Origin of the sequence: Actinoalloteichus hoggarensis (assembly GCF_002234535.1) — a bacterium.
GTDB classification, from domain to species: domain Bacteria; phylum Actinomycetota; class Actinomycetes; order Mycobacteriales; family Pseudonocardiaceae; genus Actinoalloteichus_A; species Actinoalloteichus_A hoggarensis.
This window is the reverse complement of sequence record NZ_CP022521.1, coordinates 4,655,781-4,682,200: the sequence shown is the minus strand read 5'-3', so window position 1 is coordinate 4,682,200 and position 26,420 is coordinate 4,655,781. Positions and strand designations below refer to the sequence as shown.

Here is a 26,420-nt window from a genome sequence, read left to right as displayed (position 1 = left end):
GACGGCGAAGGCGGTGATGGCTCGCCGACGTCGTCGGCGCGCGGAGGCTTTGCCGTATCGCGACTTCGAGGTGGTCAGGCCCGCCCGGCTCCGGTCGGCCAGACCACACTCACGGGCAGGCCCCGTTGTCGAGCGGCGATGACGACGTCGGCGGTGCCGCCGCTGCCTGCCGATGGTCGACCGTCCCAGACCGCGATCACCTCGTCGACGCCGTCGAGGAGACGCTCGGAGGCGGCCATGTAGGCGGCGCTGCTGGACGTGTCGAAGGGCATCGTGTGCACGGAGGACGCCCGGCCGAGCAGCCGGTCGAACCTCGCCGCGTTGTCGGGCTTGACCTTGCGTGCGCGGTAATCGGCGGCAGGCAGCACGACCTCGACGGCACCGCCCAGCTCGCAGATCACCTCGGCGAACACCTGATCGGCTCCACGCGCCAGACACGTCACCCCGACAAGACCGCCCGGAGCCCGGTCGCGGAGACGCTCTCGGATCGCCTCGGCGATCAGCGGTTCGCTGTCGGCGGTCAGATTCGAATGTCCGGTGACACCGATGCGCATCGTCGCGAGGGTTCCCTTCAGATCGTCGTCAGCTCCATCACGGCCTGGCGAACGTCGTGGACGGCGGGGACATCATCGAACACGACAGCCTCTCGGTGAAACTCTCGTAGTTTCCGGCCGACCCGGCCATGGGCCAGGGTGGGCGCTGAGGGAAGAGCCTCGGCGATGAGTTCGGCGGCCCGATCAGGCTCACGAGAGATCACGTGCGTACGCGCGAGACCGATGAGGTCGAACATGCGGGTGCGGAGGTGATCTGCTGGGCGCAGCCGCAAGGCGGTGCCGATGTAGTCCTGTGCTGTGCGCGCGTGTCGCACATCGTGCGCGGCGAGGTCGCGGTAACGGGCTCCGATGACCCCGGCCAGTTCGGCGTTGTCCAAGCCGACGATGCTCGCATGGCTGTCGTTCTCGTTCGGGCCCTCGGCGTGGTGGTCTTGAGCGGCGGTGACGCAGCGCTGGAAGGCCTTCACGTCCCCCTTCTGAGCGTGTGCCCATCCTTCCCGCGTAGCGAGAAGCGCTCGCAACCGAGGCGTCGCCTCCCGGCGTGTGAGGTATTGCGCGAGCTGAACCGCTTCCAAGGCGTCGTTCGGGCGGCCGAGGTCGCTGCACTGGCGAGCCAGTGCAGCCAGAACGACTGCGACCAGCACTCGATCGCTCCCCGCATGGGCCAGTTGAACGGCGTGAAGGAAGTAACGCTGAGCGCTGTCGTGCAGACCGGCGTCCCAGTTCAGCGATGCCACGAGTTCAGCCAGCTCGGCAGCGATCCGGAAGGCGCGTGACGTCTCCGGGGTTCCCTGCGGCGCCTCGTGCAGGCGCCGACAGAAGGCACTGAGTTGCGCTGCCACCATCCGACCGTCGAGACCGCTAGCGCGGCGGTGCAGCCGGGTCAACTGCGTCACGATCTCCTCGGCGTCCACCAGTTCGGCCGTGGCGAAGGCATGGCCCGACGTCGACGCTGTGAGGACAGGTCGAAGGACCGGTTCCAACGCCGCCGTGAACGCCGTCCCGGCGAGCGCGGCCGTAGTGGTCAACACCGTGCGTCGCGAGAACACCGTCAGGTCCTCCTCAGTGTGATCAAGGACGTCTCGCACCAGGCTGCTCGTCGCCCAGGACGCAAGACGAGGAGCCGACGATGCGCCCGAGCTCGCCACGGTGTCGTCTGGGCGACTCCGCCATGTCCCTGCATCGCGTGTCGTCGGCGATTCGTCGAGTGCCAGCAGCTGATCGAGCTCTTCCAGGGTGATCTCGAGTGCATTGGCGATTCTCTGCCTGCGCCACGGGTGTGGTGTGAGTTCGCCCCGTTCCCATCGCCCGACCGTGGAGAACTCCACTCCGACTCGGACGGCGAAAGACTCTTGCGAGTACCCCAGAATCTTCCTACGTCGGCTGAACGCTTGACGCCGCGACATCGCTCCCCCTGACGGTGATGCCTGCAGGTTAACTGCCCTCGGTGTACCACGACGGAGAAGCGGCGACGAACACCCATTATGAGTAAAGATGGGTCCGTGATCACACGACGAGTCGCGCCATCGTGGCCAGCTGGTGACGGGATGGGACGAGGCACCGATCTTCACCGATGTAGCGGATGACGTCGATCGACTCGGGGGAAGTGCTTACCGAAGCCGGTCTTGCGGTGGGCGTGTCAACCGCGGGCGCCCAGCTCATTCGTGACGGTACGAACGTGATGTATCGACTTCCCGGCGCGGTGGTGGCTCGGATCGGCCCCGCTGGCTCCCATGGTCTCGCCGAACGTCAGATCACGGCGTCGCGGTGGCTGGCCGATGCCGGCATCCCGGTCGTACAGGTTCTTGACGGTGTCGAGCAGCCGACGTTGGTCGGCGATCGGCCTGTGACGTGGTGGGTGACGCTGCCCGAGCACCGGCACGCCGAGCCTGCCGAACTCGGTGCGATGTTGCGCCGACTGCACGAGCTGGCCGTCCCCGAGTCTGCCCTGTTCCCGGAGGTGGACCCGCTCGACGGGTTGTACGAGGCCATCCGCGATGGCAGCCCCCTCCTCGCCCAAGACGACCGAAGGTGGCTTCAGGACCTCGTGGACAGCCTGCGCGCCGACTACGGCGACGTAGCGCAGGATCTGCCGAGGCATGTGATCCACGGCGACGCCTGGCAGGGCAACGTCGTCGTGGTCGATCCCGATCGTCCCGTGCTGTTGGACCTCGATCACTTCGGCATCGGGCCCTGGGAATGGGACCTGATCTCGCTTGCGGTCGACTACACCGACTTCGCGCGCATCACTCCCACGGATTATCGGGCGTTCGTCGAGGCCTACGGCGGATACGACATGACCGCCTGGCCCGGCTACCGCACCCTGGCGACCATCCGAGAAGTGCGCTGGGCGACCTTCGCCCTGAGCAAAGCCACCACCGACGACGAGGTGGCGAAACAAGCTCGACATCGGGTCGCCTGCTTGCGCGGCGTCATCGACCGGCCTTGGACGTGGACCGCTCTGTAAGGGGGCCGAACGCAGATCCGCAGTCTTCGGGCTGGGGAACCGGTTACTGAGCCGCGCGCCGGCCTTGGGCCTGGATGGCTCGCCGTTCTGAGCATCGCGACGAGTTGTTCTGATGTCGTACCGAATTCTCCTGACGTCCGGGAGTGTCGCGACGCTGTTGGAGTCTTCGACGGCGCCCCCACCGGCGGCTCGGCGCTCTTCTCGCTCGCTGTCGAAGCGAGTGATCCTGGTGAGTTCACCTGTGTTCGTCCAGATCACGACCCCTGACGCCGTCACGTCGCCGCGTGATCGCCGATGTGACGCTCTGGTAGCCGTCGCCTGCGGCCTGTTCGATCGCTGGGAGTCATCTCGAAGGCCGAACTAATGAGAAGTGTTCGGCCGTTCGGGTCCCAACATTGGAGAGGGCGTAGGGCGGTATGACGATGAAGCTGCTCGCGAGACACCGCCGTCTGGTCGGTGAAGAGCGTGACGAGGCTCGCGCCGAGCTGGCCCGGCGGTATGCGCAGGGCGCGACGCTACGGGAACTCGCGGTCGCGGTGGGGTGGTCGTACGGCGGAGTGCGGAGGCTGTTGTTGGAATCGCATGTTCCTCTCCGGCGTCGTGGCGGCAACATGCGGCGTCAACGAGTGGTCTCGCTGCCACAGTCTCTGAGCGGCGATCGGCACGCTCATGGTTGACGGCGATGCTGGAACAGGACGAGCAACGTCGAGTTGGCAGGTGCCGGCGGGCACGTACCGCATCAGTCGGCGCTTCCGCTTCGCCGCGGCGCATCGCCTGTCGGGCCTGCCCGATGGGCATAAGTGTCGACGTGTCCACGGCCATACGTGGACGGTCCGTGTCACGGTGGTCGCCCGCGATCTGGTCGATCCGGGGTGGGTGGTCGACTTCGCCGCGCTCACCCCACTGGGCCGTTACCTCGATGACAACGTCGACCATCGTGATCTCACCGAGGTCCTGCCTGTCTCGCCGACCGCCGAGCACCTGGCGGCCTGGGTCGCCGACTGGTGCCACCGACACCTCGAACCAGGCCGGGGCTGGTGGCTGGAGTCGGTGGTCGTCGATGAGGGTGGGGACTCGACGGTGGAGTTCCGACCGGACCGAGAACCGGCACGGTGATCGGCATGGCTGCTGACGGTGAGCCGTTGCTGCTCATCGCGGAGGTCTTCGGCCCTACTCTGCAAGGCGAAGGGCCGAGCACGGGCCGGCCCGCGATGTTCGTCCGTCTCTCGCGGTGCAACCTGTCCTGCACGTGGTGCGACACGCCGGAGACCTGGGACACCACTCGCTTCGACCTACGCAGACACACCACCGCACAGACATCGGCGCGGCTTGCCGAAACGGTGTTGCATGCCGACGTCGAACTGGTGGTGATCACCGGCGGGGAACCGCTGATTCAGCAACGCAGGCTCGTGGATCTACTCGATCTCCTCCTGGCGGCGGGCCGCCGCATCGAGATCGAGACCAACGGCACCATCACCCCAGAACCGGGCCTGATCCGACCAGGCGTGCGCTTCAACGTCAGCCCGAAACTCCCCGGCAGCGGCCTGCCCGCGCACCGACGGCTCGTGCCCACCGCGCTGAAGACCTTGGCCGCCGCCGACAGCGTGTGCAAATTCGTGATCGCCCCCGCCCACCAGGAGATCGACCTCGCCGAGGCCGATGCGATCGCCACCGCCTACCCCTTCCGCGAGGTCTGGCTGATGCCGGAGGCCACCACCCACACCGACGCCACCGCAGGACTACGCGCCCTGGCCGAGCCGGTACTGGCCCGTGGCTGGGCACTGAGCCCGAGACTGCACATCACGCTCTGGGAAGGGCAACCCGGCCGCTGACCGACACAGGCGAACCTGCCCACCGCGAATCTCCCGATCACTCCACCCGACGGCGACATGCCGAGCCTCCGCTCGTGCGCTCTTCCGCCGACCCTCACGACCAACCCTGAATGGAGAAGACATCGTGGACTTCCACGTGATCGAGCAGGGCATGCTGCCCCGTGCCGCGCACGCCTACCTGATGCTGTTGCCCGACGCCCCTCGATTCGGTGCCGTGTTCTTGGAGATTCAGGACGAGCCTGGTCCGTTCGACTCCGCCGCCGCAGCGCTGAACTGGCTGAAGGACGACCACGAGACACTCCGCGAGGCACTCGTCGCCGCCGCACACCATCGCGACGACCTGGTCGCGCAACTCGCGGAGACGTTGTGGGCGCTGTTCCTGCATCACCGCCAGCTGGTCCCACCTACCGTGTTCGCCGACGGCGCCGCCGCGGCCGCCCGCAGCGCCTGCATCGCCGACGACCCCGAACACGCCCGTCGACACCGACTCGGCCAGGCCAACCTCCTGCTCAAGGAGATCGCGGCTCGGGTGAAGCTCGGCGACGTCGACACCGCCGAGACCCTGCTACCGGAGGCGACCGCACTCGCCGATCGGCTCGCCTCCCCGATGCTCCAGGCCACCGCCCATGCCCAACGCGGCCACCTCGCCCACACCCGCGGCAGCCTCACCGAAGCACTGGACTCGCTGCGCACCGCCCTCCAGCTGGAAGAACACGGCGGCACCCGCCGCGGGGCCTCCATGCGACACCGAGCTCTCTCCCTCATCCTGCGCGACCTCTGCCTCTACGACCAGGCAGAAATCCACCTCTTCCTCGCTCGCGACCTCTTGGCCGCCACCGGCGATGCCAAAGACCAAGCGCGGATCAGCGAATTTCTCGGAACCCTGTACTCCCTCACCGGGCGACACGACGACGCCGTCACCGAACTGACCCGGGCCTTGACCGTCTTCGGCGAACTCGGCAGCCACTACCAAGCCACCTGCCACCACCAACTCGCCCTCGCGCTCGAGCGCCGCGCCGCGGCGAACCTCCAGGCGGGTCAGCCGCACGGGGACATCGAGACGAACCGGGAGAAGACCGGCCAGGACCGGCGTCGCGCCGCCCTCCACCGCAGCCGGGCCCGGGAACTCAGCCCGGGTCTTCATACCGGCACCGTCCCCGCAGTCTGAGTGCGATCCTTGGCTGCGGGTTCCCGCCTACGCCCCGGACCCACAAGAGACGCAGACGGACGCGGCCGGGACAGCCGCTGTCCACAGCCGCTGCAAACAACCGTGACCGACGATTCTTCCCCGACGAAGCAGGCACGGTGCGGGAACATGCCAGCGAATCCAACCCCGAGATCGATCGGCAAGCCCGTCGCGCCACTGTCTGTAGCGAGAGCAGCCGGTGCGTTCGAGCGCCAGATGTTCTGCGTTCGACGAGTCGACCGACGGCAGGCGTCCCGCCCACCACGGATCGCCGAGGCGCCGGTCACCTTCGGGAGGGAGAACATCCCGCGTCATCAGGCGCGTGTTCGCGCGGGTACGCCCTACGTGCTGTCGAGCGGGGGCGGGTGGTGAGCGTGGTGATCACGGCGGTGGTGCTGGCGACGGTGTTGCTCGTGCTTGATCTGCTCGGCGGACGACAGGCGGCGAGGTCATGACAGCGGCCCACGCCGAGGAGGTGTGGCCCGAGGAGGAACCCCTCTTCTGCGTGCTGTTGTCGATGAGCGGTCGGTGCTGTGGGTGGGGATGTTCCGTCGGTTGCGGCATACCTGGGATGGGTCCTACCGATCGATGAGAGTCGCGGTGTGCGGGGCGGTGGTCGTCCGGATCACCACCGAGCTGATCACCGTGAACGACTGCCCTGCCTGCTTCCCGTCGGCGGTGCGCCCATGACCGGAACTGCTGGACCGGCGTTCTTCGTGGTGGGTGTGCCGTTGGCTGCGGGCCTGGTGGTGGGGCACCACCGCGTCGCGGGGCAACGTCCCGGGCCTTCCTCGGTGGTCGTGGCGTTGTGCGGGCTGTCGGTGCCTGCGGTGGCTGTGCCGATGCCGCAGGTGTCGGGGGAGCGTCCTGTGGTGCTGGATCGGGACTGCTGGACGTGCGTCGCGGTGTCCGAGGGAAGAACGTCGCCGCCACCGTGTCCGTTGGAGTCCGGGGCGGTGTGGCTGGTGCAGCTCACCGCGGATCGGGCTCCGGTGTCGCGGCGGGTGGTGCACGGGTGTCCCATCCCGGCGGCCACGTCGCCCGTGCTGCGGGCGAGGTGCGGAACGCCGATTCCCGTGTCCGGTATCGACATCGTCGGTGTCGGTACGGGGATGCCGTGCGGGCCGTGTCTGGGGGCGTCGCTGTTATCGAGAACCGAGCATCGACCATCCGTGCTGTCGGCGGCGCCCACCTGCTGACAGCACGCTGCCCGGCCCGAGCTTCCCCCGATGCGGTGCCCCGGCCCGCACGCTCGGGCCGCAGGGGCGCGGGCGGGCCTGGTGATCCGGAAGGCCCGCCCGCGTCGCCCTGCCCCGGAAGAAAGCCCTGGGCACCCGAGGATGAGCGTGTCTGGTTGTGCGCCGCGTCGGCGACGGCGTTGACCAGACGGAGGACGTCGCGCGGGTCACGCCCCGGCAACGGACCTGCACGCCGAGGACAGACGACCGGGTCGAAACCCGCGGTGATGGGGTACGGGCTAGGGCGACGGCGGCGGGCGAGCCCGTTGACCAGATGGACTGTGAGAGCATCCCGTGTCGCCACTCTGGAACAGCGGCGTCCGGGTGTACGACGCACCGATCGGGCGGCGCGCGAGGTCGGCATCCCACGCGAGCTTGAGATAGACACCGCCGAGCCTGGCCGAGATGCTGCCAGCCTCGGCCAAGCGCCGGATCACGGCGCCTTCGGTCAGGATCGTGTCTAAGCGGTCCTGTGTCGCACGGTCCGTGACTCGGATCGTGGGCGCCTCGTCGAACAGCTGGCGGGCGGATACGGCGGCGATGTCCCCGGTGAGCCACCGGACCGTGTGCGGCAGCGCGGCCGTCACGTACCGGTTGGGGTCGAAGTCGAACACGGCGCTCAGCAGCGCGCGGACATCCCTAGCGGGAAGATCCCGCGCGGTCCACTCGGCGAGCGCCCCGGCCGAGGGAATCGCGAGTCCGTGCGTGGATCGGTTGAGGCGGTCGAGCTGGGCGGCGGCCTGGTCGTACAGGCGGCCCACGATGGTGGCCCGCCTGGCCATGTTGTCAATCTGCTTCGCCGCGATGGCCGACGCCGTGGCCGTCCGGTCCCACGACAACCTGGCGGCCGATGCGATCTTGCCGACCGTGGACGGTGATCGGCCGAGAGCACGAGCGATCGCGGCGCGGGCCCGCCCGGCGGCGTGCGGCGCGGCGACGCGGTCGCGTTCGGTGTCGGTGATCGGGGAGGGGCGGGGCACGGCGCGCACCTCCCCACTTGTCAGTTCCAGGGTCGGCCAGTGCCCCCGCGCGTATGCGCGGCGGGGCTGCGTCTGGACGCGGCCGAGGTGGCGTGTCAGGTGAGGGAGGCTCGCTGGCGGAGTGTGAGTGAAGGGCAGGTACGGGGACGATGCTGCACCTGCCGGTACTGCATTGTCTTGACAATCGGGACATCAGAGTGGACCCGATTTCGGCGGCAACTTGTGCCCCGTTGGTCCCGTGATAATAACTATTATCAGGGAGTGCCTGAAAAATTTCACTTCCCACCCTGTTGGGTGAACGTGGCGCATCTTCGCAGGTCAATCGGCATGCGATTTCATGCGGATGCTCCCACGGCAGTGCCGGGTCGAATGCGGCCCGGTTTCCTCGACTTCCACTGGTGTTAGCGTCTCGGTATCCGATCCGCACCCGGTTCGGGCGGTCTCAGCAGCGTGGCGGCTGCTGAGGCAGTCGCAGCCGTGCCGCAGTCGTCAAGGCTGCGGGCGCTGTGTTCGAGAGGGGTGCTCATGACCGGATCAGGGATGCCGCCGGAGCGGCACGAGGACGACTGGACGCGGTTCGCCGCAGCCGTCGATGGGAGCGCAACCGCGCTCACCGTCGCGGCTGAGGTGGCCCACGAGGTCGGCGCCGTCCTCCTGGCGACGTTTGCCAGGAGAACGGCCCTGGTGCTCCGCATTCTGGGCATGTGGATGAGGACCCGACGGCGGTAGCCCGACCGCGTGAGGGGGCTGTGCGTAGGTGCGGACACACCGCGCACAGTCTCCTCCGCAGCTGCCCAGCAAAACTGGACACCCGAACCTAACATGGCTTTGCAGAAACTCCCGCGTTCGATCGGGTGAATTGAGATTATTTCAAGCTACTTTGTATCGATTGTTTCTCGATGATTTGTTGTAACGGCAAGTCAGCCAACGCTCCATGAAGTTTCATTTTCGCAGGTAGCGGGCTTGGCTCACTTTGTCCCCACTCGATCGTGTGGACGGGGTGACGGCGGGATGAGCCGTGTTAGACCGCGTGAACCCGGGCCCGTGGAAGGGGAGCCGGGATTCGGTGGGCATAGCTCGCCCGCTGGCATCCAGCGTTGCACACCGGTCGATCGGGCTCGTTACGGCGCGGCGGGGGTGGCGATGGTGTGTCCGGTGCGGGCGCGGGTGAGGGGCGTCGGCGCGCCGGTAGCGGGCCGGGCCCAGCTCCGGGTGCGCGGGCGAGCAGACCGCGTGATGCCCAGGACCGGATCGTGCCGGCTGGGGTGGGGTGGCCGAGGGCGGAGAGTGCGTCGCGGGGACCGTGCCCGCCCGCCGCCTGATGTTCCACAAAGCCGTCGAAGACCAGACCTCCGCGACCGAGGCCATCCGCGTCGTGCAGGACGGCATCGACCGTGCATTCACGACACTCACCGAACACCCCGTGCGCCGCCGCGCGGCGTTCACCGTCACCGTGATCCCCGCCGCCGAAATCGGAAAGGGCTACGACCACGGTGACCTCTGACATCGGCGACGTGATCAGCCAACTCCGGACACTCCAGGAATCCCTCCCCATCACCTCCGCCGAGGAGTACAGCGCAGCACTCGAAGCCATACACGCCCAAGCACAGGCCGCACTGCGCACCTTCCGGGACGAGACCACGGTCCTGACCAGAATTCAGCACACCCGCGACGAAGGCGTGACGGAGATCCACACCACGCTCATCACCATCGACCAGCTGATCGGCCACGTCGTCACCTCCCTGTGACGAGCCCTTCCGACGACACAGCCCAGGGTTTGGCGCTCCTGGGCGATGCCGTGCGCCGCCGCAAGCTCATGGCCACGAGGACCACCAGGTCGTGAAGGCGAACACGAGTATTCGTTGAAGTGCGAGGTAGATGCTGGCGCGGCGGACAGGCGGATCAAGCCACCATGTTCCATGGAGCGCTTTGGCTGTTTCCGATGCGCGGCGATACCGCACCTCATAGTGCCGCGCTCGTCGCGCGCGCCTGGTGCCTGCCGCGTCACCGCCTTTCGCTGTGGTCGATCAGGATGAGAGTTCTCTCGGAGCGCGCCGCTGTGCTGCGGCTGCCGATCAGAAGGGGCGCCGGTTCGCCTCGCAAAGCGACGAGGCTGGTCGGCGCGGCCGGTCGAGAAGGCATTCCGACAAGCATCACCGGGACGCGCGGAACACAGAAGAATCACCGAATCGCTGCCGGTAGGCCGCTGTCGGATCCGCAGCGAACGCCAAGCTGTACAGCCGGGTAAGGACTTCCCCTAGGGGGCTGCAAAAGATCTTCATCGCCCGGGGGGTGGATCGGTTTAGAACTTCTAAAAGTGAGTGCGGTGTCGAAATTGTTGCCGTCTGGAGGAGTTCAGGCGTGCTGGGGCCGTTGGGATGAGGAGCTGGTGAGCACGGTGTCGGTTCTGGAGGACTCGAAGCCGCTGAGTGACGGGAGGTTCGCGGATCGGGAGGCGCCGAGTGGATGTGGTGTTGTTGACATCAGATGAGGCGATCGGGTTGTCGCGGGCGCCGACAGGTTCTGCTTGCGGCCGGGGTGCCGCCGTGTGCGGTGCACGTCGCGAAGACGTCGGTGCCTGCTCGGACGCGGACGGGACTGCGGGGCGGACAGGTTTCTCACGGTGTGAACACATACCGCTTGCTCTCTGTGGCGGTGGAAGCGGGAATAGGTGCCGACCCCGGGCCGGATTCGCGTGGGGTGGAGCGATGTCAGAGGAGGAAATGGTTGTGGCGTGGGTGGAGAAGCATGGTGGCCGGTGGCGGGTTCGCTATCCGGTTGATGGTGGTCGGTTGGCCTCGGAGTCGGGGTTCGCGACCAAGACCGCCGCGCGGGCGCGGGCTAACGATATCGAGGCACAGCAGCGGAATGAGACGTTCCGGGATCCTGCGGCGGGGTTGACGTTGCTGTCGGAGTGGATCGAGGTGTGGTCGCAGGCGCACGACGTGTCACCGGGGACGTGGGCGAAGTACCGGTCGCATCTGCGGAATCACATCGAGCCGAGGTTCGGGGACACTGCGGTGGCGGAGATTTCGCGGATCAAGGTGAAGAGCTGGGTGAAGGGCCTGCGAACTCGGTTGGCGCCAGCGACGGTGTCCGATGTGGTCACGCTGTTGTCCATGCTATTGGGCGAGGCGGTGGAGGAGGACCTGATCGGGTCGAACCCGTGTCGGCGGCTGCGCATCGGTGCCGGTGACTTCCGGGAGCGTCAGATTGCGCAGGCATGGCAGGTGCGGCGAATCACCCAACGTCTGCCAGCCGGGCTGGGCCTGCTGGTGACCACGGCCGCCTACACCGGCCTGCGGTGGGGGGAACTGGCGGGCCTGCGGTGGCCGCACGTCGACCTGGCAGGCGGGAGCGTACGGGTCGATGCCAAGACGGGCGCATTGCACGAGATCGGCGGTCGCCTGATGCTGGGGGCGCCCAAGACGCCCGCCTCGGTGCGCACCGTGCATCTGCCGAAGTTCCTCGGCGACCTGCTCCGCACTCACCGGAGTGAACAAGATCACGCGCATGTGTTCACCGGAGCAGACGGTGGGCTGTTGCGGCGGTCGAATTTCCGGGACAGGTTCTGGATGCCGGCCGTCGGAGGTAACGCCGAACGCGGCTGGGCGCCGCTCCTGCCCGGCTTCCATTTCCATGACCTACGTCACACGCATAAGACCTGGCTGATCGAGGACCACATCCCCGAGATTGCTCAGCATGTCCGCCTCGGGCACCGGATGCGCGGTGTCTCGGGGATCTATTCCCACGTCACGCAGCCCATGATCGACCGCATTCTGGCCGGCCTCACTCGGCGATGGGAGATCACCCTGGTAGAGCTCGGTTCCGGTAGTGCTCAGAACCGGTCCTCCCAGATTCCTCCCATGGACGCAGAACACCCCGCCGGTGACGAACACCGACGGGGCATCTGACCAGTGTGTATAACTGGTGGGCGATACAGGGATTGAACCTGTGACCTCTACCGTGTCAAGGTAGCGCTCTCCCACTGAGCTAATCGCCCGAGGCGGAGACGGGAATCGAACCCGTGTACAGGGCTTTGCAGGCCCTTGCCTAAGCCACTCGGCCACTCCGCCGAATCCCAGAGTCAGGCCTGACTCTGAGACGTCGACCTCGTTAAGGCCGAGTCGAGCGGACGACGGGATTCGAACCCGCGACCCTCACCTTGGCAAGGTGATGCGCTACCACTGCGCTACGTCCGCAGAAGCAAGGCGTTCGATCTCCGAGCCTCTCGGCTTTTCGACCACCGCCGTGCTGTTGGGCAGAACCTTACCCAACGCCGCGTTCCAGGATCAAATCGGGGTCCCGTTTCGCGGCGCCTCCCGCCGTCTTCCCAGGTCAGGACCGGTCGTGCGGCAGGAGTCGGGCAAGCGCGTCGTCGACGTTGACCCACAGGTTCTCGTTGCCGGGCATGACGACGTCGTAGGTGCGGTCCAGGAAGTCGGCGAGTTCCTGCGCGGAGGCCTCGAACATCGCGTGTCCGGAGGGCGAGCTGAGCTCGACCACGACGACCTCCGGGTTGTCGACCGCGGGGCGGATGCGGACATCGCCGTCGCCGACCTCGGCGATGAGGCCGTCGGCCAGCAGATCGCGGGCGAACACCCACTCCACCGAGCCGCCGCGTCCGGTCTGGAAGGCGGCCACGACCGCGTAGGGGTCGCGGGTGTCGTACCTGAGTTCGACGTTGACCGGCACCGCGGGAGTCCTCGGTGCGAGGAGGTCGAACACTGCTCGCGAACAGAGTGTTACGTGATCATTGCGCATTGTCGTCGCCCTTTCCTTCTCCCTACTGGCCATGAAACGTTCGACCACAACAGTTGTGACGCCCAGGCACCCTCGAATGCTTGCCTTTGGGCCAGACATCACCCATACGGGTCAGAACTAATTCGTTGGGCTACCGCCTCGCTGCGCTCCGTGTCCGTTCCCGGCGGCTGGGCGGTCGGCCTGAGGGCGATACTCTTCACGGTCCGCCCTGGCGGCGGGACATGAACCGAAACGTACCCGTTGGGCGAACGCCGGGTTGTGAGGGCTCTCGTAGTGGCCGATCCACCAACATCATCCTCCTCGTCCGCGGCCGAGGGGGAGTCGACGACGACGCCGCAGCGGCAACGCCGACCTGCTGATGCCGATCTGGTGGCGCTGGTGACGCAAGGTGACGCCGAGGCGTTCGCCGAGCTGTTCGACCGGTACTCCCGGCAGGCGTACTCGCTGGCGCGCAGGCTCTGCGTCGATCCCGGAATCGCCGAGGACGTCGTGCAGGAGGCGTTCCTCGATCTGTGGCGTAGGCCGCACGGCTTCCGCGCCGATCGGGGCTCCTTCTCGACGTGGCTGCTGACGCTCGTGCATCACCGCGCCGTCGACGCGGTACGCCGGGAGAGCGCCTTACGGCGCCGTACGGCGGCGGAGGCCGATGCCGCGGTCGAGGAGGCAGTGGGCGGGCCCGACGTCGACCAGGAGGCGATGGGGCGGGTCGTCGGCGGACAGGTGCAGGAGGCGCTGCGCAGGCTTCCCGACGAACAGCGCCAGGCGATCGCCCTCGCGTACTACGGCGGCTACACCCAGGGCGAGGTCGCCGCGTTCACCGGCGTGCCGCTGGGCACGGTGAAATCCCGCACCTTCGCCGGGGTGCGACGACTGCGCGGACTGCTCTCGTCTCTGCTGAACACCGAGGAGCCGCGCCGCGACGGAACAGAAAGGGGGGACGGACGTGAGTGAGCTGGAACAGGGCGAGGAGTGTGAACACCACGAGACCGCGGTCGGCTGGGCGCTGTCCTCGCTGGCGCCCGACGAGGCCGCGAGGTTCGCCGAGCACCTGCCCTCCTGCGCGCGCTGTCGCGGCACGGTGGCGGAGACCGAGGAGCTCGGTGCGCTGCTCGGCGAGGCCGTGCCTGCGGCGGAACCGCCCGCGGGCATGCGGGACAGGATGCTCGCGCGGATCGCCGAGGTCGATCAGGAGCCGGGCCCTCCGCCGCCGCATCCCCCGGCCGAGGTGCCCGTCGCGACGCGGCACCAGTCGGACGGCACCGCATCGGCGGGCGCCACGCGGCCCCCTGGCGGCCCCGGTGAGCGCGCCAGGAGGCCGGGCTGGCCGGAGAGGCCCCGACGGCGTGGGCGGGCGGCCGTGGCCCTCCTCGCCGTCGCCGTGGCCGTGCTGGCGGCCGCGTCGGCCGGGCTCGGCCTGCGGCTCGTCGAAGTGCACCGGCAGCAGGAGGTCCAAGCCCGACAGGCCGCGTCGATGGAGACCGCGCTGCGGGTGGCCGCCGACCCCGACATGCACCGGATCGTGCTGCACGACCCCGCCCAGCAGACGGCGGCGGTGCTCTTCGCCACGGGCGCGCACGGCGCCGTGGTGTCCACCGGCCTGCCCCGCAACGAGGCCGATCAGATGTACGTGCTCTGGGCGCTCCAGGGTGACCAGCCGGTCCCCATGGCGGGTTTCGAGGTCGGAGCGGAGCAGGAGCGGATGCCCACCCAGACGCTCCGGTGGTCCCATGACATGACCGAGGACATGGCTTCGGTGACGGCGTTCGCGATCTCGTCGGAGCCCGACGGGGACATGCCGGACGCCCCGTCCGGCGACATCGTCGCCAGCGGCCCGATGAGCGGCTGACCTGGAGGAAGGCGTAGAGCGACCCCCGGTGCGAGGGCCCTGCACCATCGTGATGTATGGTTTCCTCGCTGCCGGGGGACGCCCCGAAAGCCCGGGCGATTAGCTCAGGGGGAGAGCGCTTCGTTCACACCGAAGAGGTCACTGGTTCGATCCCAGTATCGCCCACAGTCGAAAGGCCCAGGTCGCAGGCTCGGAAACGAGCCGTGCACCTGGGCCTTCCGTCGTCTTGGATGCCTGTCAGTCAGCGAGAAGTCAGCGGAGCGGCGCGAGCAGGCCCGCTGTTCCCTCGTCGTCGTCAGGATCATCCAGCGCGTCGAGAAGCCGCGCGCTGTTGTCCGTCCTCCTGGTGTAGATGTCCAGCGTCGTTGATGACCGTTCATGCCCCAGGACCCTCTGGACCATGTTGATCGGCACGCCGTCGTCCACGAGCCATGTCGCGTATGAGTGCCGGAGGTCGTGGAAGGTCATCCCCTCGCCCGCGTGCCGAGCGACGTGGAGCACGGCATCACGATGAGCGTCGAACGAGGCCACGCCCTCATATCCCTCTGTGTCGGTCCAGCGCGCCTGCCATCGGTTCGCGCCGATCGGCTCCACTTCGCCCAGCAAGCCCGCACGGACGAGCGACGGGCGCCACACTCGAGCACGCCAGGTTCCACGACTTAGCGGTGTCCCGACGTCAGTGGCGAACACGAGATCTCGAGGGCCGGGCCGCATTCGGTCAACCTGATTCCGCAAAGCTTCGAGTGCCCAGCGTGGCAACGGGATGATTCGCCTTCCTGCGGCGGTCTTCGGTGTCGCCTTCACCGAGCGTCGGCCGCTGACCTCCACCACGGTCCGAGCAACCCGCACGGTGCCCGCGGTAAGGTCGACCGCATCGAACGCCAGGCCCGCGATCTCACCCCACCGCATCCCCGAGCCCGCCGCCACCGTCACGAATGCACGATGGCGGTCCGGCACAGCCGGAAGCAGTTGTGAGCGCAACACCTCGCGAGTGATGACGAACTCGTCCCGGTCGGTCTTGGTTCGCCTAGGGAGGCGGACACCCGCCGCAGGGTTCGTCACGATCAGCTTATTCCTAACCGCCGACCGCAAGACGCCCATCGCGAGGCGGTGGCACTCGGCCACGGTCGCAGCCGAGAGCCGTCCACCGAGGTCGGTGATCCAGCCCTGAACTGCGACCTCATCGATCTTGCCGAGTTGCCAGGACGACCACTGCGGCAGGACGTGCGTTCGCATGACCGACGCATCCCGTGCCCTTGTCGTCACCGCCGTATTCCACGTCGCCATCCAACGGGCGGCGTGCTCGCCGAACAGCATCCGGCCCGCATGCGGTGAGACGTAGCCGCCGTCTGCCTTCTGCGTCTCTATCCGAGCGAGGAACGCCGTCGCCTCGCGCTTGGTGCGGAAAGTCTTCGCTCTCTGTGTACCCGACGGCTCCCGCCAGTTTGCCCGGTACTTTCCGCTCGGTGTCATCACTACGTGCCCCATGATTACGCGATCTCCTCATCCAACCACTTGTGAAACTTCACCTTCGAGATCACCCACCGGTCACCAATCTGACGAGCCGGAATGACCCCGGCGCGAACCTGGTGGTAGGCCAGGCTCCGCCCAATACCCAGCAGACGCGCAACCTCCGTTACCGAGTACGCAGCACGAGCGATACTCATCGTCATACCTCTTCCTGTCGGTACTTCTGCTGGCGTTGGTCTCGTTGTCCCTCGTAGATGGCTTCGGCGAGTTCGCGTTCGGCGTCGGATTTGTATCCGGTGCCGAGGAATTCCCAGGAGTTGACGACGATGACCGATTCGGTGTTGACGCCGAGTGCGTCGAGGACTTGGGTCAGTCGCCATGCGCGTCGGTCGTCGCGGAGGCGGGTGAAGGTGGTCGAGTAGGCCTTGCTCTTGCTGAGGAAGTGGCCTCGAAATCCGAGCATGTGTGCCCACCGTCGGAGGTGGACCAGATCCGGGTGCGCGCCGAGGTCCCAGGCGGTCTGCATCATCCTGCGGTGGTGTGGTGAGACGTCGAGGGCGTCCAGATGGGCTTGGGAGCGGATCGGGCGGTCGGCTGCTTCGGACTTGTTGGTGCCCTTGGTGGCGTACTTGGCGACGTAGGCGGCCAAGCCGCCTTCGGAGATTCCGCCGTCAGGGGATTCGACCGCCGAGGCCTGGTCGGCGCGGATCGGTCGAACGTCGACCTGCTCGCCCCAGACGAGGGTGTGGCGCAAGTCCTTCGGTCGGTGCTTCGTGGTGCGGGCGGCTTCTCGTACCGCCGTGGTGAGCAGATCGGTGGTGGCCCACGATGGGGAAGGGTCGACGGCGCCGTCGGGTCCGTCGAGGCGGATCACGGCGTGGAAGTGGACCAGGCCGCGTCGTTGGTATTCGGCGACCTTGGCGAAGGACAGCCGAGCGTGGAAGCGGAAGTCTCGGACGGTCAGTCCGGCAGCGTGGGCGATGAGACGCCGAAGGCGCGTCATGGTCCGTGCCCAGAGTTCGCCGGCGTGGCCTTGCCAGAGCACCGCGCCGCGGTAGTCGTAGGTGTCCGGGTCCAGTGGTGTGCCGATCCGGGGGTCAGCCGTGTGGTGGTAGTCGCCGCAGCGGCACGGCACCGCCCGTCCGCGTGCCGAAGTCCGCCGAGAGTGCACCGGGCCGAAGCTGGGTGCGGTGAGGGTGACGAACAACCTCGGACGTTCACGGACGGAGAGGGGCACGTCCTTGGCTCCGCCGGACAGGCCCGCGCGCATCAGATGGAAGGCATCGGCCGAGTACCGGTCACTACAGCTCGGGCACACCGACTCACGGCGGTTGCCGCACGGGGTGAAGACGTCGCCGCCCCGGTGCGCCAGGACATGACCAGCATGGCTCTGGACCTGCCAGGCACCGGCCAGGCGTACCGGGGCCGAGCAGCCGCCGACCGCGACGACCTTCTCTCGCCAGTGCTGGTAGTCGACGGCCTGGACACGTCGGCTGATGCGTTCGTCCAAAGTGGACAGTGTCGTCATGGAGTGACCTTCCGTGTCAGAAGGGGTAGAGGCGGGAGAGGCGGGACACGACCGGATGTGGTCGCGCCCCGCCTCGTCGACAAGCGGTGGAACTGGCCTCAGGCGTTGAGCTGGTGCCCGTTGACCGGGTGCAGCGCCGCAGTGATCCGTTCGGCGATGGGGACGGGCACCCGTACCGCGGTACGGATGTCCTCGACCGTGACCGGGCGGGACTCCGCCGCCGCCGCATCGGCCGCTGTTTGCAGGGCCGGGATCACCGAGTCCGGCAGCCGCAGGCCGCGCACCGCAGCACCGACGTCAATCGACACCGGGTGCGGAACCGGGTCTTCTGGAGGAACCGGTGTGACCGTTTCTTCCTCGACAACCGGTTCGGGGGTCGGAGCAGGGTTCGGGTCAGGCTCGGGTGTGTGCATTCGAGCCGTCGCGTAGCAGTCGGAGATGGCTTGCCGCATTCGTCGTTGGACTACCGGCATAGCTTCCGCCAGCAGGAACACGATCACCGGGACCATGCCCTTGATGAACAGCATGCCGAAGTCGATTCCGTCGCCGCCGAACAGCGGCGGGTAGACGTTCATGAAGAACGTGCAGAACAGCAGGAATCGCTTCAGGTTGGTGGTCTGATCGCTGTCCGGTTCGATACCCCGTGACAGGATCTCTGACTCCCAGTTGAGCAGCAGAATCAGAATCCCCGCCACCATGGGTTCCACGAACCAGGCCGCCCACCACAGCGGATCGGTGATCTCGCGATCTCCCGCGATGAACTCGTGCACGCCCGCCGTGGTGAACACCAGCCCGGCCGCGAGGAACCACCACATTCCCGCGGTGATCCGGCGCCGTGTCCGTTCCAAGCGGGCCGCCACGACGTCCGGGTCGTCGGCCAGAGTGCGCAGATTCCGGGATTCCGCCTGCCGATGCCGAAGGCGGATCACCGTCTTCGTGACACCGCCTTCGACATCGACCGGCGATACCCTGGGCTTCCGACGCCAGCCCATCGGCTCACTCATCCCGAGAGCGGAACGCCGCCACGAGCGAAGCCACCTGAGCCAGCAGCAGCACCAGCAGCAGCACGGCGACACCGGGGCCGAGGTGCACCCACACCGCCCACACCACCAAGCCCATGCCGACGACATAGCCGCACAGGATCGCGACACCACGCGCCGTGATCGGGAGATGGAGAAACAACATCAGGCCACCGCCCGCAGATTCGGCGAATCCGACTCGGACGACTTGACGAAGTCCACCAGTTCCTTGATGTCGTCATCCGAGGTGTATGCAGCCCGCACGCGCCGGGGCACACGAGATCGCTGGTCGCGTCGAAAACCAATCCCCGCCGCCGACTCCTCCGCTGGGAGCTGATCGGCGATAGCGCCGCGCTCCCGTGCGCCATCGCCCAGAACCATGTCCGGGTGTGAGGCCGAGTTGACCCGCAGACACACCCGGTTCGGCAGCAGATCCCGGATGGGGATCACGTCCTTGGACGGCTCTTGGATGTAGACGTCCAGGCTGTGATGCGTCGCGCGACCCATCGACGCCACCATGGACAACTGACCTATCATCTCGTGAGCAACCTCAGGTCGGTAGGCGAGCAGCGAGCCGATCTCGTCGATCAACAGCCAATGCAGCGGATACTCGCGTGACACAGGCACACTGCGGACACCCGCACGCTTCATCCGCCGCTGTGTGGCCTCCATCCCGTTCGCGAACTGTTCGACCAGGTCGAGGCAGTCATCGGGGCTGTTGGCGTATCGGCCCTCCAGGATCGGTTCGAGCATGCTGAACTCGAACAACTTCGGATCACAGACCCACAGCTTGACCAGACCATCGCGGATCAGCGGCGCGACCGATCGCGCCTTGGCCAGGCCGATCGAGTTCTTGCCTGCGCCCGTCGCCCCCGCGTTCAGGAAGTGCGCACCGAGCATCGGCTCTCGCCAGTCGTGCCCGTACTCGGTCTCACCGACATACACCGAGGACAGGTCGACGTCTTCGACGTCCAACGGCATCACCGGTGCCGGGATGATCTCAGTGAAAGGCTCATCACGCTGCACCACCAGCACGACTTGACCGGGCCGGTGCCGCTCCACAGCTACCCGCTCAGCACGCAGCGACTCGGCCAACGACTCCGCCGCCTCGATGAACTTCCGCGTCGACTGCCCCGGCACAAGCGCGACAGTCACCGTGTCGACCGACGGCGACCACGACCGGACCCGCACCACCCGTGGATACAACAGGTGCTTGGTCTTACGGTGCTCACGGGTCAGACCGCAGTCGGCCATCAGATGCCGCCACAGATGACCCGAGTACGCACTGGCCCACCGACGACGCCACGACCGGAGCCACGGTGCCGCCACCGTGTCAAACGTGTCCGGATGAGCCCGGTACCACCCCACCGTGCCCGCGACCACGGCACCGACGCCGATACCGGTCACCGTGGGGCCGAACTGCCACGCACTCGCCGCCAGACTCGACGGAACCGCCACCATGCCCGGATGGCGCACCGCCCACAACGCGGCCCGGAACTCGGCTCCGATGACCCGCTTCGCCACTTCCGCCTTCGACTTCCCCACGGCATCCTCCTCTCTGCTAGAGACGAGTGACGGCCGACGCCCACAAGGGCATCGACCGTCACTCGGCAACACGAATTCGACTAGTCGGGATACTGATCCCGCGCATATGACACCTCGACAAGCAGCGTCGCCGCGCTGCGCGCAAACTCCGAGTGCCGATCCCGGATCTTCTCCGTGTGCACGGGAACCTTCGAGACGTATCGCCGCAACCGCCGCATCTCCGCCGACAGGTTTAACAGCGTCACATTCACCTTGTCCATCGTCACACGCTCCAATCCCGTGCAATCAGCTCTGCCTCGGACGCCTTCAACGTGTCCTTCAAGGACGTCAACTTCGCCGCCACCTTCCGCACCAGCGCCCGAAGCTGATCGGGCTTCATCACCCGATACCCTCCGAATGCGGTGGGAACCTCCTCCATCTTGTCAATGAGGGAGATGACCTGATTCAGAGCCGCCTCAACCTCGATGACCTGCATGGTCAACTCCCAATAGCGAACCTTGGCCATCTCGTTCGCCATACTCACCAACTGCACACAGCCTCCAACCATGTTCGGGCTGGTTCGCCCCGACCCGCCCAGCGGTCCCGAAGAAACGCTGAACGGGCAGCACGGCCAGAACCGATCACACCGGCCACGACGCAGGACGCTTCAACACCTGCCACCGCGCCAACTGAACCCGAGTCGACTTCGGCACCAACAATGACACCGCAGGGCCGCGTACCGCGCCACATCGCAGAACGTGAGTCCCACCAGTCTTCAGCAGACCGGAACGAATACACTGGCGCACCGTGTCCGCCTCCCACACGGGAACCGGGGTCATCGTTTCTCGGTCCACACGCCGGTACACCCGCTGATTCCTCCCCGCGAGCACGTACCCCATCGAATCCTCACCACCGGACGCCGTCCGAACGACGTCCATGACCATCGCCATGTCATTCACACCGGACGAGGAATCACGAGCCCGCTTCGGCTCCTCCGAAACGGCATTCCCGAACAGGTCCTCCATATCAGTCCTCAACACTCGTCGGAGGGGCATCCGGATCAGGCATGCCACATCCCTGACACCAGCCCGAGGCCGAGAAGGAATGCCGCCCCTGGAGACATGGAATGAGATCCTCGCTCATTGTGCGCTCACCGCCGCCACACCAGCAGCCACGGCCAGACTCGCGATGTGCCACGCCTGATCCATCGGTGCGGCCCCACCGTTGTCGAGGTAGGCACCTTTGCCGCACCTGCGCGCAAACTGCATCATCAGTCCGTGCTCACGGCGGTCCGCCGCGTAGTGCGTCGCCGCGCTCACCGCCTGGACAGCGACCCGACCCGCCACCGGCACCCGCAGGCCCAGCACTGCGTTCGCGATTTCCAGGGCACCGGCGGTCACCGCCGTGTACGAGGCCACATGACCCGCACACGCCCGACGACCCGAAGAACCCGGCTCCCCCTTGTTCCTGGCCTGGTCGTCGGTCTGCACCCAGTAGTCCGCCACCTGGTGTGCGGCGAAGAGCACTGCAAACGTCGCAGCGAACACCGCAGCCCGAGACGTCATACCGCCACCGCCAGGTACTGCACACCCTCGGCACGCACCGAGCCCGCGCACAACGCACACGCCGACCACCCCCACACGGCAGCGACTACCGGCAGCCCGCGCCCACACAACTCACACATCGCCGAACCTCCTGTAAACTGAGCGCGGCTCCTGCCCACCTCTTATGGGCAGGAGCCGCTTTTCCCTGTCACCTGACACGGGTAACCGTGATAGTCGTCACCACGTCATGACGTTCAATCCACGGCGCCGATGTCCCCCGACCCGCACGAACCCCGGACGCGATTCGCTCAGCATCGGACATCGACGTGCACGCCTCACCGGTATATGCGACCGAATCCAGCCGGTAGACCAGTTGTGCCACCCGATACACGGTGCGCCTGGTGGTCGTCTCACTCATACTGCGACGTGTAGTCGTGCTCCCAGCAGTAGTCATCCAACCTCATATTGACCCTGTTCCCGCACCCCGGCTGCTTGCACGTACCCCACTGAGTATCAGTCATCTCTACTTCCTTTTCTCAGTCATTTCTTCACGCCGACACACGTACACACCGCAAGAACATGCCCACACCGATCACAGACATACCACCTCACGACGGACCCGGCTTCGGCTTCACCGAAAGAACCCGCACCCCGGAAACCAGCTCACTCGTCATCCTCATCCGCCTTTCCAATACAGCCGCCACCCGTGTAACCCGACATCACTTACCCGCCTCCCGGATCATCCGCGCAACCTCGTCAATCACGTGCGCATGCACGCTGATCGTCTTGTCCGGATCTTCGTCAGCCATCATCACTCCATTTCTTCTCGTCTCGGACGAGACGAAGAACCCCGGATTCTCCCTACAGGAAAGCCGGGGATCAACGACCCATCCGGCACGCAAGGCACACGTGCCGAAAGAAGTAATTCAGACCGGAAGAAGGCACACTTCTAGCCACTATGGAATTCTCAAAGAACAACCAGGCCGATCGAAGCCGGCCTTAAGAACAGGTGTTTCTCATTCTCAGTCGATCGGCCTCAAGCCCATCGCGGAGAACGAGATACCCGACATGAACCTGTTGCCACGCTGGGTCTGCCACGGGCTCACCGTCGCGTCAATCAACTGGACGTACGTGCCCTCCTCGAAGCCGTCACCCGGATCAGAGCGGAGGGTGACCGCGAACTCCTCGCCCTTCGGCACACGCTGGCCCGACTCAGACGGACGCTGCTTCATGAACAACTTCACCACGAACTGGGTGTTGCCCTCGAAATCAGTCGCCACCGACTCGACGCCCGTCTGATCATCCGTCCTCATCTTCATCTGCGGCTCCTCCGTGATCATCAGCTTGTAACCACTCAGGTTCACTGGGATGTTCCTCACCGGTACTCCTTACTAGTGCTCAGTGTGCTAGTACACTTTCGTTGTTTCTCTTCGCCGTTGTGTAATTCCAAGGTACTCGGTGTGCTAGTACACCGTCAAGAGCTGTGCCCGAGATCACTCGAATGGAGTAGCGATCTCGGGCCGCGTCAGAACTGGTAGGAGTAGTACGAACTCCACCTACCAGCAAGGACGACCGACTCACCGAACTCGACTGGCAGCCCGTTCTGGTCGTAGATGATGTTCTCCGCAGCCATCACCGGCTCGCCGAGCTTGCATCCGAGAGCGGCCGCATCTTCGCTGGTCGCCGCGCGGGCCGTGTACCTGTCGCTAGCTGACCGGAGGACACGGCCAGTCGTTGAGGCGATGTAGGCAGGCGTGCCCATCGTGATTCGGTCGGCGACGAGCAGGGCGGGAGCAACGTCGCTCAGGTCAGCGTCAAACCAGGAGGTTGAAGCACTGACGGGCTCATCAGATGCGTTGTAGCGGACCCGCACTCTGCGGATAGCCTGCCGGGTACCGAGCGACAGCGCGTCACGAACCTGTTCAGGAGCCCCCACCACCTCAGCGCTCACGATGCGCGCGTACTCGCCTGGCGCGTAGATCCGTCCCGTCCGCGACATAGTCTCGAAGCGCTGTCGAGGTCCGCCCGCCGTAGGATGTCGAACCACGGACGATCTACCCGGGCGCGTCTCGACTAGACCGGCGTCACGCAGAGCACCCAGGACGCGTTGGGCGGTGGCAGCCGAGACTTCCCACTCCGCCGCGATCGCCCGCACTGAGGGGACTTCTTCCCCGGGAGCGAGGTCGCCCCGCTCGATCCGCTCCCGAATCGCTGTAGAGATCTGTAGGTACTCCGGAACGTGCCTTTGGATTTTGCTCATTGTTCACCTCCCTCTGTGCTAGCTCACCTGGGACCAGGGTACGGGATGGCTTGTGCACCTCAAGAGGAGAGTGAGGGGTACCACGGACCGTGTGTTCAGAGTTTCTTTACTTCATCAAGGCGGCCCCCTGCGGGGGCCGCTCGGCCGCAGTGTGGCCGACCCACGGCGGAGCGGCCCCCGCAGTGTCTCCGCAGCGCCTCAGCGGCCTGCCGGCCGCAGGCGCTGCGGGCAGGTATCGGGGGCCGCTCCGCCGTGGGACGGAAGGCCGAGCAGCCCCCGCAGAACACCGAGGGATGTGCGGGGAGCCGGAGGGCTCGGGGAGCTGGTGGAGTCCCACGGAGCGCGGGGTGGTCACCGTGACAAGGCTGGTCGGGGCGCTCCGGCTGCCGCCCTGTGGACAACGCGACTCGCTGCGCGAATCGAGTTGACCACAGGTTGCCACTGAAGATGCGGTCCGGTTCCGCGGTGGTCGCCGGGCGTGGCCCGGTTCGCGTGCTGGCCGCCGGTCGGTCGCGGATCGAGTTCGCGGATGAGATGCCCTCGCCGGGCAGGCAGGCCAACAGGATGAGGGGGAGGGCGGTCGGTGCCGGTGGGTGGGTGGTCCCGAGGTCCTCATCCCATCGACCTCCCCGAGGGCTATCAGCCGCGTCAAGGGGGCAGCATCGAGGCAGCCGCCAGGATGTGCCGAGGCGCCCCCTTGACACGACTGATCGGGCTGACGCCAGGTCGACGGGATGAGGACAGCGGCTCCCTCTCAGGGCAGCGGACGAGTCAGCAGGCAGTCAGCAGACCCGCCGACACCAGCCCGCACGAGGCAGCACCGCACACCAGCGTCCGCGCAGTTCAGGACACGAGGAAGCACCAACCGCATCGGTGATCACCGCGTTCACACCGAAGAGGTCACTGGTTCGATCCCAGTATCGCCCACAGATGGTTTCACACCTGGTCAGCGGCCCGTCGACGATCCTTGTCGGCGGGCCGCTGATCGTTGGCGGGAGCGGTTCGGGAGTAGGGATGCCGACTCCGCTTCCGATAGCGAAGAGATCAGCCCGATCCGGCTCCCGTCGCGTCTGCGAACCGGCGGGCATGGTGTCGACCATGGGCCGGGTGACGTGAGAGTCGATGCCCATGACGTCGCCTCCAAGCTCGGCTCGCCCAAGATCCAGGCCAGTGGCCGGGTGGTCCGCCCTCCTCCGTTCGTCGCCGAGCTTCTCCGTGATCGCCGCCGTCCGGATGCACGGTTCGTGGCCGCCGGGGCCGACGGCGGACCGCACCGGCGGTCGAACCTCCGCCGACGGTTCTAGTCACGGGTGTTGATTCGCGGCTGCCGGCAGGGATCGGCTCCCGGCAGTCCCCAGGATGAGAATCGTCATTCCCGCGGCATGCGGTCGGACCCTGGTAGGGCCGATGAAGGGCGGATCTCCTGGCTGTTCCACTCCGCCGGAGCGCGCACATTCCGATGACGATGCGAAGGCGTTGTCAGTGTCGAGCCATGGCCTTGTGGGGTTGCTGTCGGTCGCGCTCGACCCGTCTCCGGGAACGGCTCGTTGACGTACCCATCTCGATCCGCGTCGACACCACAGCGGATCGGCATGCCGGCTGAGGTCACGCTGCTGCCGGTCATCGCGGTAAACCGGACACCGACGGCATATTCGGACTGTGTCCGGGGCGTCGACCAGGCAGCATGGTGTCATGCCAGACCTGCTTTGGGACGAGTTCAGAGACTTCTTCGACCCCGATCTCATGGGTTCGCTGCCCGACATCGTCGTCCCCGGCGCCTCGGTCGAAGACTGGCAGGCTCTCTTCGACTTGATCCAGGCACGCGGTTGGCAGTGGCAGTACTCGGAAGGCGGTACGGCGCTGCCCCTGCCCCTGGCTGCCGACGTGCTCGCCCGCTTGGCTGACTCCGAGACGGCGGAGCTGAGGGTCTGGCCGGTTCCCGGAGTACTCGCGATCTTCCGAATCATGTCGCCCGACGACATCGATTTCGACGTCGATCTGCGGGAGCTGCAGGGACAGGAAGGAGTCGACGTTCTCTGCGGCTTTCTGGCGGAGATCGGTCGTGAGCTGGGCAAGCCGCTGATCATGACGTCGGAGGGCGGGAGTCGGCTACATCCTGTTCTCGGGTTCGATCCGGTTCTCGACCGGGTGGTCGCGTTGGCGGACCCGGCATTCGGCTGAGCGCGACTTCCACCGCTCGTGACAGAT

28 protein-coding genes and 4 tRNA genes are annotated in these 26,420 nt (G+C 66.6%); 14 read left to right on the top strand and 18 right to left on the bottom strand.

Annotated elements, in window-relative coordinates:
- Window positions 1-74: 74 nt before the first annotated feature.
- On the bottom strand, window positions 75-554 hold the full coding sequence (locus AHOG_RS19860) for a hypothetical protein (RefSeq protein WP_093942684.1): 480 nt from the start codon (window positions 552-554) through the stop codon (window positions 75-77).
- A gap of 17 nt (window positions 555-571) precedes the next feature.
- On the bottom strand, window positions 572-1,960 hold the full coding sequence (locus AHOG_RS30675) for a helix-turn-helix domain-containing protein (protein ID WP_093942683.1): 1,389 nt from the start codon (window positions 1,958-1,960) through the stop codon (window positions 572-574).
- Between the two features lie 224 nt (window positions 1,961-2,184).
- On the opposite strand from AHOG_RS30675, the gene AHOG_RS19850 reads away from it, so the two are divergent.
- The 6 genes from AHOG_RS19850 to AHOG_RS28765 all read left to right on the top strand — a co-directional run bounded on the left by AHOG_RS19850 (window position 2,185) and on the right by AHOG_RS28765 (window position 7,238).
- Window positions 2,185-3,021, top strand: a complete 837-nt coding sequence (locus tag AHOG_RS19850) for a phosphotransferase enzyme family protein (RefSeq protein ID WP_245856337.1) — start codon at window positions 2,185-2,187, stop codon at window positions 3,019-3,021.
- Window positions 3,022-3,443: 422 nt separating this feature from the next.
- A complete protein-coding gene (locus AHOG_RS19845; protein ID WP_093944633.1) occupies window positions 3,444-3,698 on the top strand; it encodes a helix-turn-helix domain-containing protein in 255 nt (84 codons plus the stop codon).
- Window positions 3,691-4,137 (top strand): 6-pyruvoyl trahydropterin synthase family protein, encoded by a 447-nt coding sequence (locus AHOG_RS19840; protein WP_093942681.1) that lies wholly within the window; start codon window positions 3,691-3,693, stop codon window positions 4,135-4,137. Before AHOG_RS19845 ends, AHOG_RS19840 begins: the two co-directional genes overlap by 8 nt.
- Window positions 4,138-4,142: 5 nt before the next feature.
- Entirely contained in the window at window positions 4,143-4,853 is a 711-nt protein-coding gene (locus tag AHOG_RS19835) for a 7-carboxy-7-deazaguanine synthase QueE (protein ID WP_093944632.1), read from the top strand.
- A gap of 124 nt (window positions 4,854-4,977) precedes the next feature.
- Window positions 4,978-6,021 carry a tetratricopeptide repeat protein gene (locus tag AHOG_RS19830; RefSeq protein ID WP_093942680.1) on the top strand — a complete coding sequence of 348 codons (1,044 nt, stop codon included), beginning with the start codon at window positions 4,978-4,980 and terminating at the stop codon, window positions 6,019-6,021.
- Window positions 6,022-6,725: 704 nt separating this feature from the next.
- Complete coding sequence (locus tag AHOG_RS28765) at window positions 6,726-7,238, top strand: hypothetical protein (RefSeq protein WP_157736935.1); 513 nt, start codon at window positions 6,726-6,728, stop codon at window positions 7,236-7,238.
- A 278-nt stretch (window positions 7,239-7,516) separates the two neighbouring features.
- Here the strand turns inward: AHOG_RS28765 and AHOG_RS19820 are convergent, their stop codons facing one another.
- Entirely contained in the window at window positions 7,517-8,257 is a 741-nt protein-coding gene (locus tag AHOG_RS19820; RefSeq protein WP_157736934.1) for a hypothetical protein, read from the bottom strand.
- Between the two features lie 525 nt (window positions 8,258-8,782).
- On the opposite strand from AHOG_RS19820, the gene AHOG_RS19815 reads away from it, so the two are divergent.
- The 4 genes from AHOG_RS19815 to AHOG_RS19800 all read left to right on the top strand — a co-directional run bounded on the left by AHOG_RS19815 (window position 8,783) and on the right by AHOG_RS19800 (window position 12,171).
- Window positions 8,783-8,986, top strand: a complete 204-nt coding sequence (locus tag AHOG_RS19815) for a hypothetical protein (protein WP_157736933.1) — start codon at window positions 8,783-8,785, stop codon at window positions 8,984-8,986.
- A 541-nt stretch (window positions 8,987-9,527) separates the two neighbouring features.
- Entirely contained in the window at window positions 9,528-9,761 is a 234-nt protein-coding gene (locus AHOG_RS19810) for a hypothetical protein (RefSeq protein WP_093942676.1), read from the top strand.
- Window positions 9,751-10,005 carry a hypothetical protein gene (locus AHOG_RS19805; protein WP_093942675.1) on the top strand — a complete coding sequence of 85 codons (255 nt, stop codon included), beginning with the start codon at window positions 9,751-9,753 and terminating at the stop codon, window positions 10,003-10,005. The genes AHOG_RS19810 and AHOG_RS19805 overlap by 11 nt, the downstream gene beginning before the upstream one ends.
- A gap of 960 nt (window positions 10,006-10,965) precedes the next feature.
- Complete coding sequence (locus AHOG_RS19800; protein WP_211290451.1) at window positions 10,966-12,171, top strand: tyrosine-type recombinase/integrase; 1,206 nt, start codon at window positions 10,966-10,968, stop codon at window positions 12,169-12,171.
- A gap of 14 nt (window positions 12,172-12,185) precedes the next feature.
- Here AHOG_RS19800 and AHOG_RS19795 read toward each other — a convergent pair.
- From AHOG_RS19795 to AHOG_RS19780, 4 genes are all read right to left on the bottom strand, one after another.
- A tRNA-Val gene (locus AHOG_RS19795) sits at window positions 12,186-12,260 on the bottom strand.
- Between the two features lies 1 nt (window position 12,261).
- Window positions 12,262-12,333 (bottom strand) — tRNA-Cys (locus tag AHOG_RS19790).
- Between the two features lie 54 nt (window positions 12,334-12,387).
- Window positions 12,388-12,459 (bottom strand) — tRNA-Gly (locus AHOG_RS19785).
- 136 nt (window positions 12,460-12,595) lie between these two features.
- Window positions 12,596-13,021, bottom strand: coding sequence for an SsgA family sporulation/cell division regulator (locus AHOG_RS19780; protein ID WP_075741952.1), 426 nt, complete (start codon window positions 13,019-13,021; stop codon window positions 12,596-12,598).
- 378 nt (window positions 13,022-13,399) lie between these two features.
- Between AHOG_RS19780 and AHOG_RS19775 the strand changes: the two genes are divergently transcribed.
- From AHOG_RS19775 to AHOG_RS19765, 3 genes are all read left to right on the top strand, one after another.
- On the top strand, window positions 13,400-13,972 hold the full coding sequence (locus tag AHOG_RS19775; RefSeq protein WP_245856336.1) for an RNA polymerase sigma factor: 573 nt from the start codon (window positions 13,400-13,402) through the stop codon (window positions 13,970-13,972).
- A complete protein-coding gene (locus AHOG_RS19770; protein WP_093942673.1) occupies window positions 13,965-14,867 on the top strand; it encodes an anti-sigma factor domain-containing protein in 903 nt (300 codons plus the stop codon). Before AHOG_RS19775 ends, AHOG_RS19770 begins: the two co-directional genes overlap by 8 nt.
- Before the next feature lie 93 nt (window positions 14,868-14,960).
- Window positions 14,961-15,032: transfer RNA gene (locus tag AHOG_RS19765), tRNA-Val, on the top strand.
- Between the two features lie 87 nt (window positions 15,033-15,119).
- Here AHOG_RS19765 and AHOG_RS19760 read toward each other — a convergent pair.
- The 11 genes from AHOG_RS19760 to AHOG_RS19705 all read right to left on the bottom strand — a co-directional run bounded on the left by AHOG_RS19760 (window position 15,120) and on the right by AHOG_RS19705 (window position 24,212).
- Complete coding sequence (locus AHOG_RS19760; protein WP_157736932.1) at window positions 15,120-16,355, bottom strand: tyrosine-type recombinase/integrase; 1,236 nt, start codon at window positions 16,353-16,355, stop codon at window positions 15,120-15,122.
- A gap of 2 nt (window positions 16,356-16,357) precedes the next feature.
- Window positions 16,358-16,534: a helix-turn-helix domain-containing protein gene (locus AHOG_RS19755; protein ID WP_093944630.1), complete on the bottom strand. Its 177-nt coding sequence runs from the start codon at window positions 16,532-16,534 to the stop codon at window positions 16,358-16,360.
- 2 nt (window positions 16,535-16,536) lie between these two features.
- Window positions 16,537-17,856 carry a replication initiator gene (locus AHOG_RS19750; protein WP_093944629.1) on the bottom strand — a complete coding sequence of 440 codons (1,320 nt, stop codon included), beginning with the start codon at window positions 17,854-17,856 and terminating at the stop codon, window positions 16,537-16,539.
- A gap of 107 nt (window positions 17,857-17,963) precedes the next feature.
- A complete protein-coding gene (locus AHOG_RS19745; RefSeq protein WP_157736931.1) occupies window positions 17,964-18,869 on the bottom strand; it encodes a hypothetical protein in 906 nt (301 codons plus the stop codon).
- Window positions 18,862-19,050, bottom strand: a complete 189-nt coding sequence (locus AHOG_RS19740; protein WP_093942670.1) for a hypothetical protein — start codon at window positions 19,048-19,050, stop codon at window positions 18,862-18,864. Before AHOG_RS19740 ends, AHOG_RS19745 begins: the two co-directional genes overlap by 8 nt.
- A complete protein-coding gene (locus AHOG_RS19735; RefSeq protein ID WP_184451018.1) occupies window positions 19,050-20,429 on the bottom strand; it encodes a cell division protein FtsK in 1,380 nt (459 codons plus the stop codon). The genes AHOG_RS19740 and AHOG_RS19735 overlap by 1 nt, the downstream gene beginning before the upstream one ends.
- 80 nt (window positions 20,430-20,509) lie before the next feature.
- Complete coding sequence (locus AHOG_RS19730; RefSeq protein ID WP_093942668.1) at window positions 20,510-20,689, bottom strand: hypothetical protein; 180 nt, start codon at window positions 20,687-20,689, stop codon at window positions 20,510-20,512.
- A gap of 2 nt (window positions 20,690-20,691) precedes the next feature.
- Window positions 20,692-20,961: a hypothetical protein gene (locus tag AHOG_RS19725; RefSeq protein WP_093942667.1), complete on the bottom strand. Its 270-nt coding sequence runs from the start codon at window positions 20,959-20,961 to the stop codon at window positions 20,692-20,694.
- A 586-nt stretch (window positions 20,962-21,547) separates the two neighbouring features.
- Entirely contained in the window at window positions 21,548-21,973 is a 426-nt protein-coding gene (locus tag AHOG_RS19715; protein ID WP_093942665.1) for a DUF3307 domain-containing protein, read from the bottom strand.
- A 1,001-nt stretch (window positions 21,974-22,974) separates the two neighbouring features.
- A complete protein-coding gene (locus AHOG_RS19710) occupies window positions 22,975-23,331 on the bottom strand; it encodes a hypothetical protein (protein WP_093942664.1) in 357 nt (118 codons plus the stop codon).
- 146 nt (window positions 23,332-23,477) lie between these two features.
- Window positions 23,478-24,212 (bottom strand): GntR family transcriptional regulator, encoded by a 735-nt coding sequence (locus tag AHOG_RS19705; protein ID WP_093942663.1) that lies wholly within the window; start codon window positions 24,210-24,212, stop codon window positions 23,478-23,480.
- A 1,692-nt stretch (window positions 24,213-25,904) separates the two neighbouring features.
- Here AHOG_RS19705 and AHOG_RS19695 point away from each other — a divergent pair.
- Complete coding sequence (locus AHOG_RS19695; protein ID WP_093942661.1) at window positions 25,905-26,393, top strand: hypothetical protein; 489 nt, start codon at window positions 25,905-25,907, stop codon at window positions 26,391-26,393.
- Window positions 26,394-26,420: the final 27 nt, after the last annotated feature.

Bases quoted from the DNA above. Each gene is read 5' to 3' on its own strand.
- AHOG_RS19860 (WP_093942684.1), bottom strand. From the start codon at position 554: ATGCGCATCGGTGTCACCGGACATTCGAATCTGACCGCCGACAGCGAA.
- AHOG_RS30675 (WP_093942683.1), bottom strand. From the start codon at position 1,960: ATGTCGCGGCGTCAAGCGTTCAGCCGACGTAGGAAGATTCTGGGGTAC.
- AHOG_RS19845 (WP_093944633.1), top strand. From the start codon at position 3,444: ATGAAGCTGCTCGCGAGACACCGCCGTCTGGTCGGTGAAGAGCGTGAC.
- AHOG_RS19840 (WP_093942681.1), top strand. From the start codon at position 3,691: ATGGTTGACGGCGATGCTGGAACAGGACGAGCAACGTCGAGTTGGCAG.
- AHOG_RS19835 (WP_093944632.1), top strand. From the start codon at position 4,143: ATGGCTGCTGACGGTGAGCCGTTGCTGCTCATCGCGGAGGTCTTCGGC.
- AHOG_RS28765 (WP_157736935.1), top strand. From the start codon at position 6,726: ATGACCGGAACTGCTGGACCGGCGTTCTTCGTGGTGGGTGTGCCGTTG.
- AHOG_RS19815 (WP_157736933.1), top strand. From the start codon at position 8,783: ATGACCGGATCAGGGATGCCGCCGGAGCGGCACGAGGACGACTGGACG.
- AHOG_RS19800 (WP_211290451.1), top strand. From the start codon at position 10,966: ATGTCAGAGGAGGAAATGGTTGTGGCGTGGGTGGAGAAGCATGGTGGC.
- AHOG_RS19780 (WP_075741952.1), bottom strand. From the start codon at position 13,021: ATGCGCAATGATCACGTAACACTCTGTTCGCGAGCAGTGTTCGACCTC.
- AHOG_RS19760 (WP_157736932.1), bottom strand. From the start codon at position 16,355: ATGGGGCACGTAGTGATGACACCGAGCGGAAAGTACCGGGCAAACTGG.
- AHOG_RS19755 (WP_093944630.1), bottom strand. From the start codon at position 16,534: ATGAGTATCGCTCGTGCTGCGTACTCGGTAACGGAGGTTGCGCGTCTG.
- AHOG_RS19745 (WP_157736931.1), bottom strand. From the start codon at position 18,869: ATGAGTGAGCCGATGGGCTGGCGTCGGAAGCCCAGGGTATCGCCGGTC.
- AHOG_RS19740 (WP_093942670.1), bottom strand. From the start codon at position 19,050: ATGTTGTTTCTCCATCTCCCGATCACGGCGCGTGGTGTCGCGATCCTG.
- AHOG_RS19730 (WP_093942668.1), bottom strand. From the start codon at position 20,689: ATGGACAAGGTGAATGTGACGCTGTTAAACCTGTCGGCGGAGATGCGG.
- AHOG_RS19715 (WP_093942665.1), bottom strand. From the start codon at position 21,973: ATGACGTCTCGGGCTGCGGTGTTCGCTGCGACGTTTGCAGTGCTCTTC.
- AHOG_RS19705 (WP_093942663.1), bottom strand. From the start codon at position 24,212: ATGAGCAAAATCCAAAGGCACGTTCCGGAGTACCTACAGATCTCTACA.
- AHOG_RS19695 (WP_093942661.1), top strand. From the start codon at position 25,905: ATGCCAGACCTGCTTTGGGACGAGTTCAGAGACTTCTTCGACCCCGAT.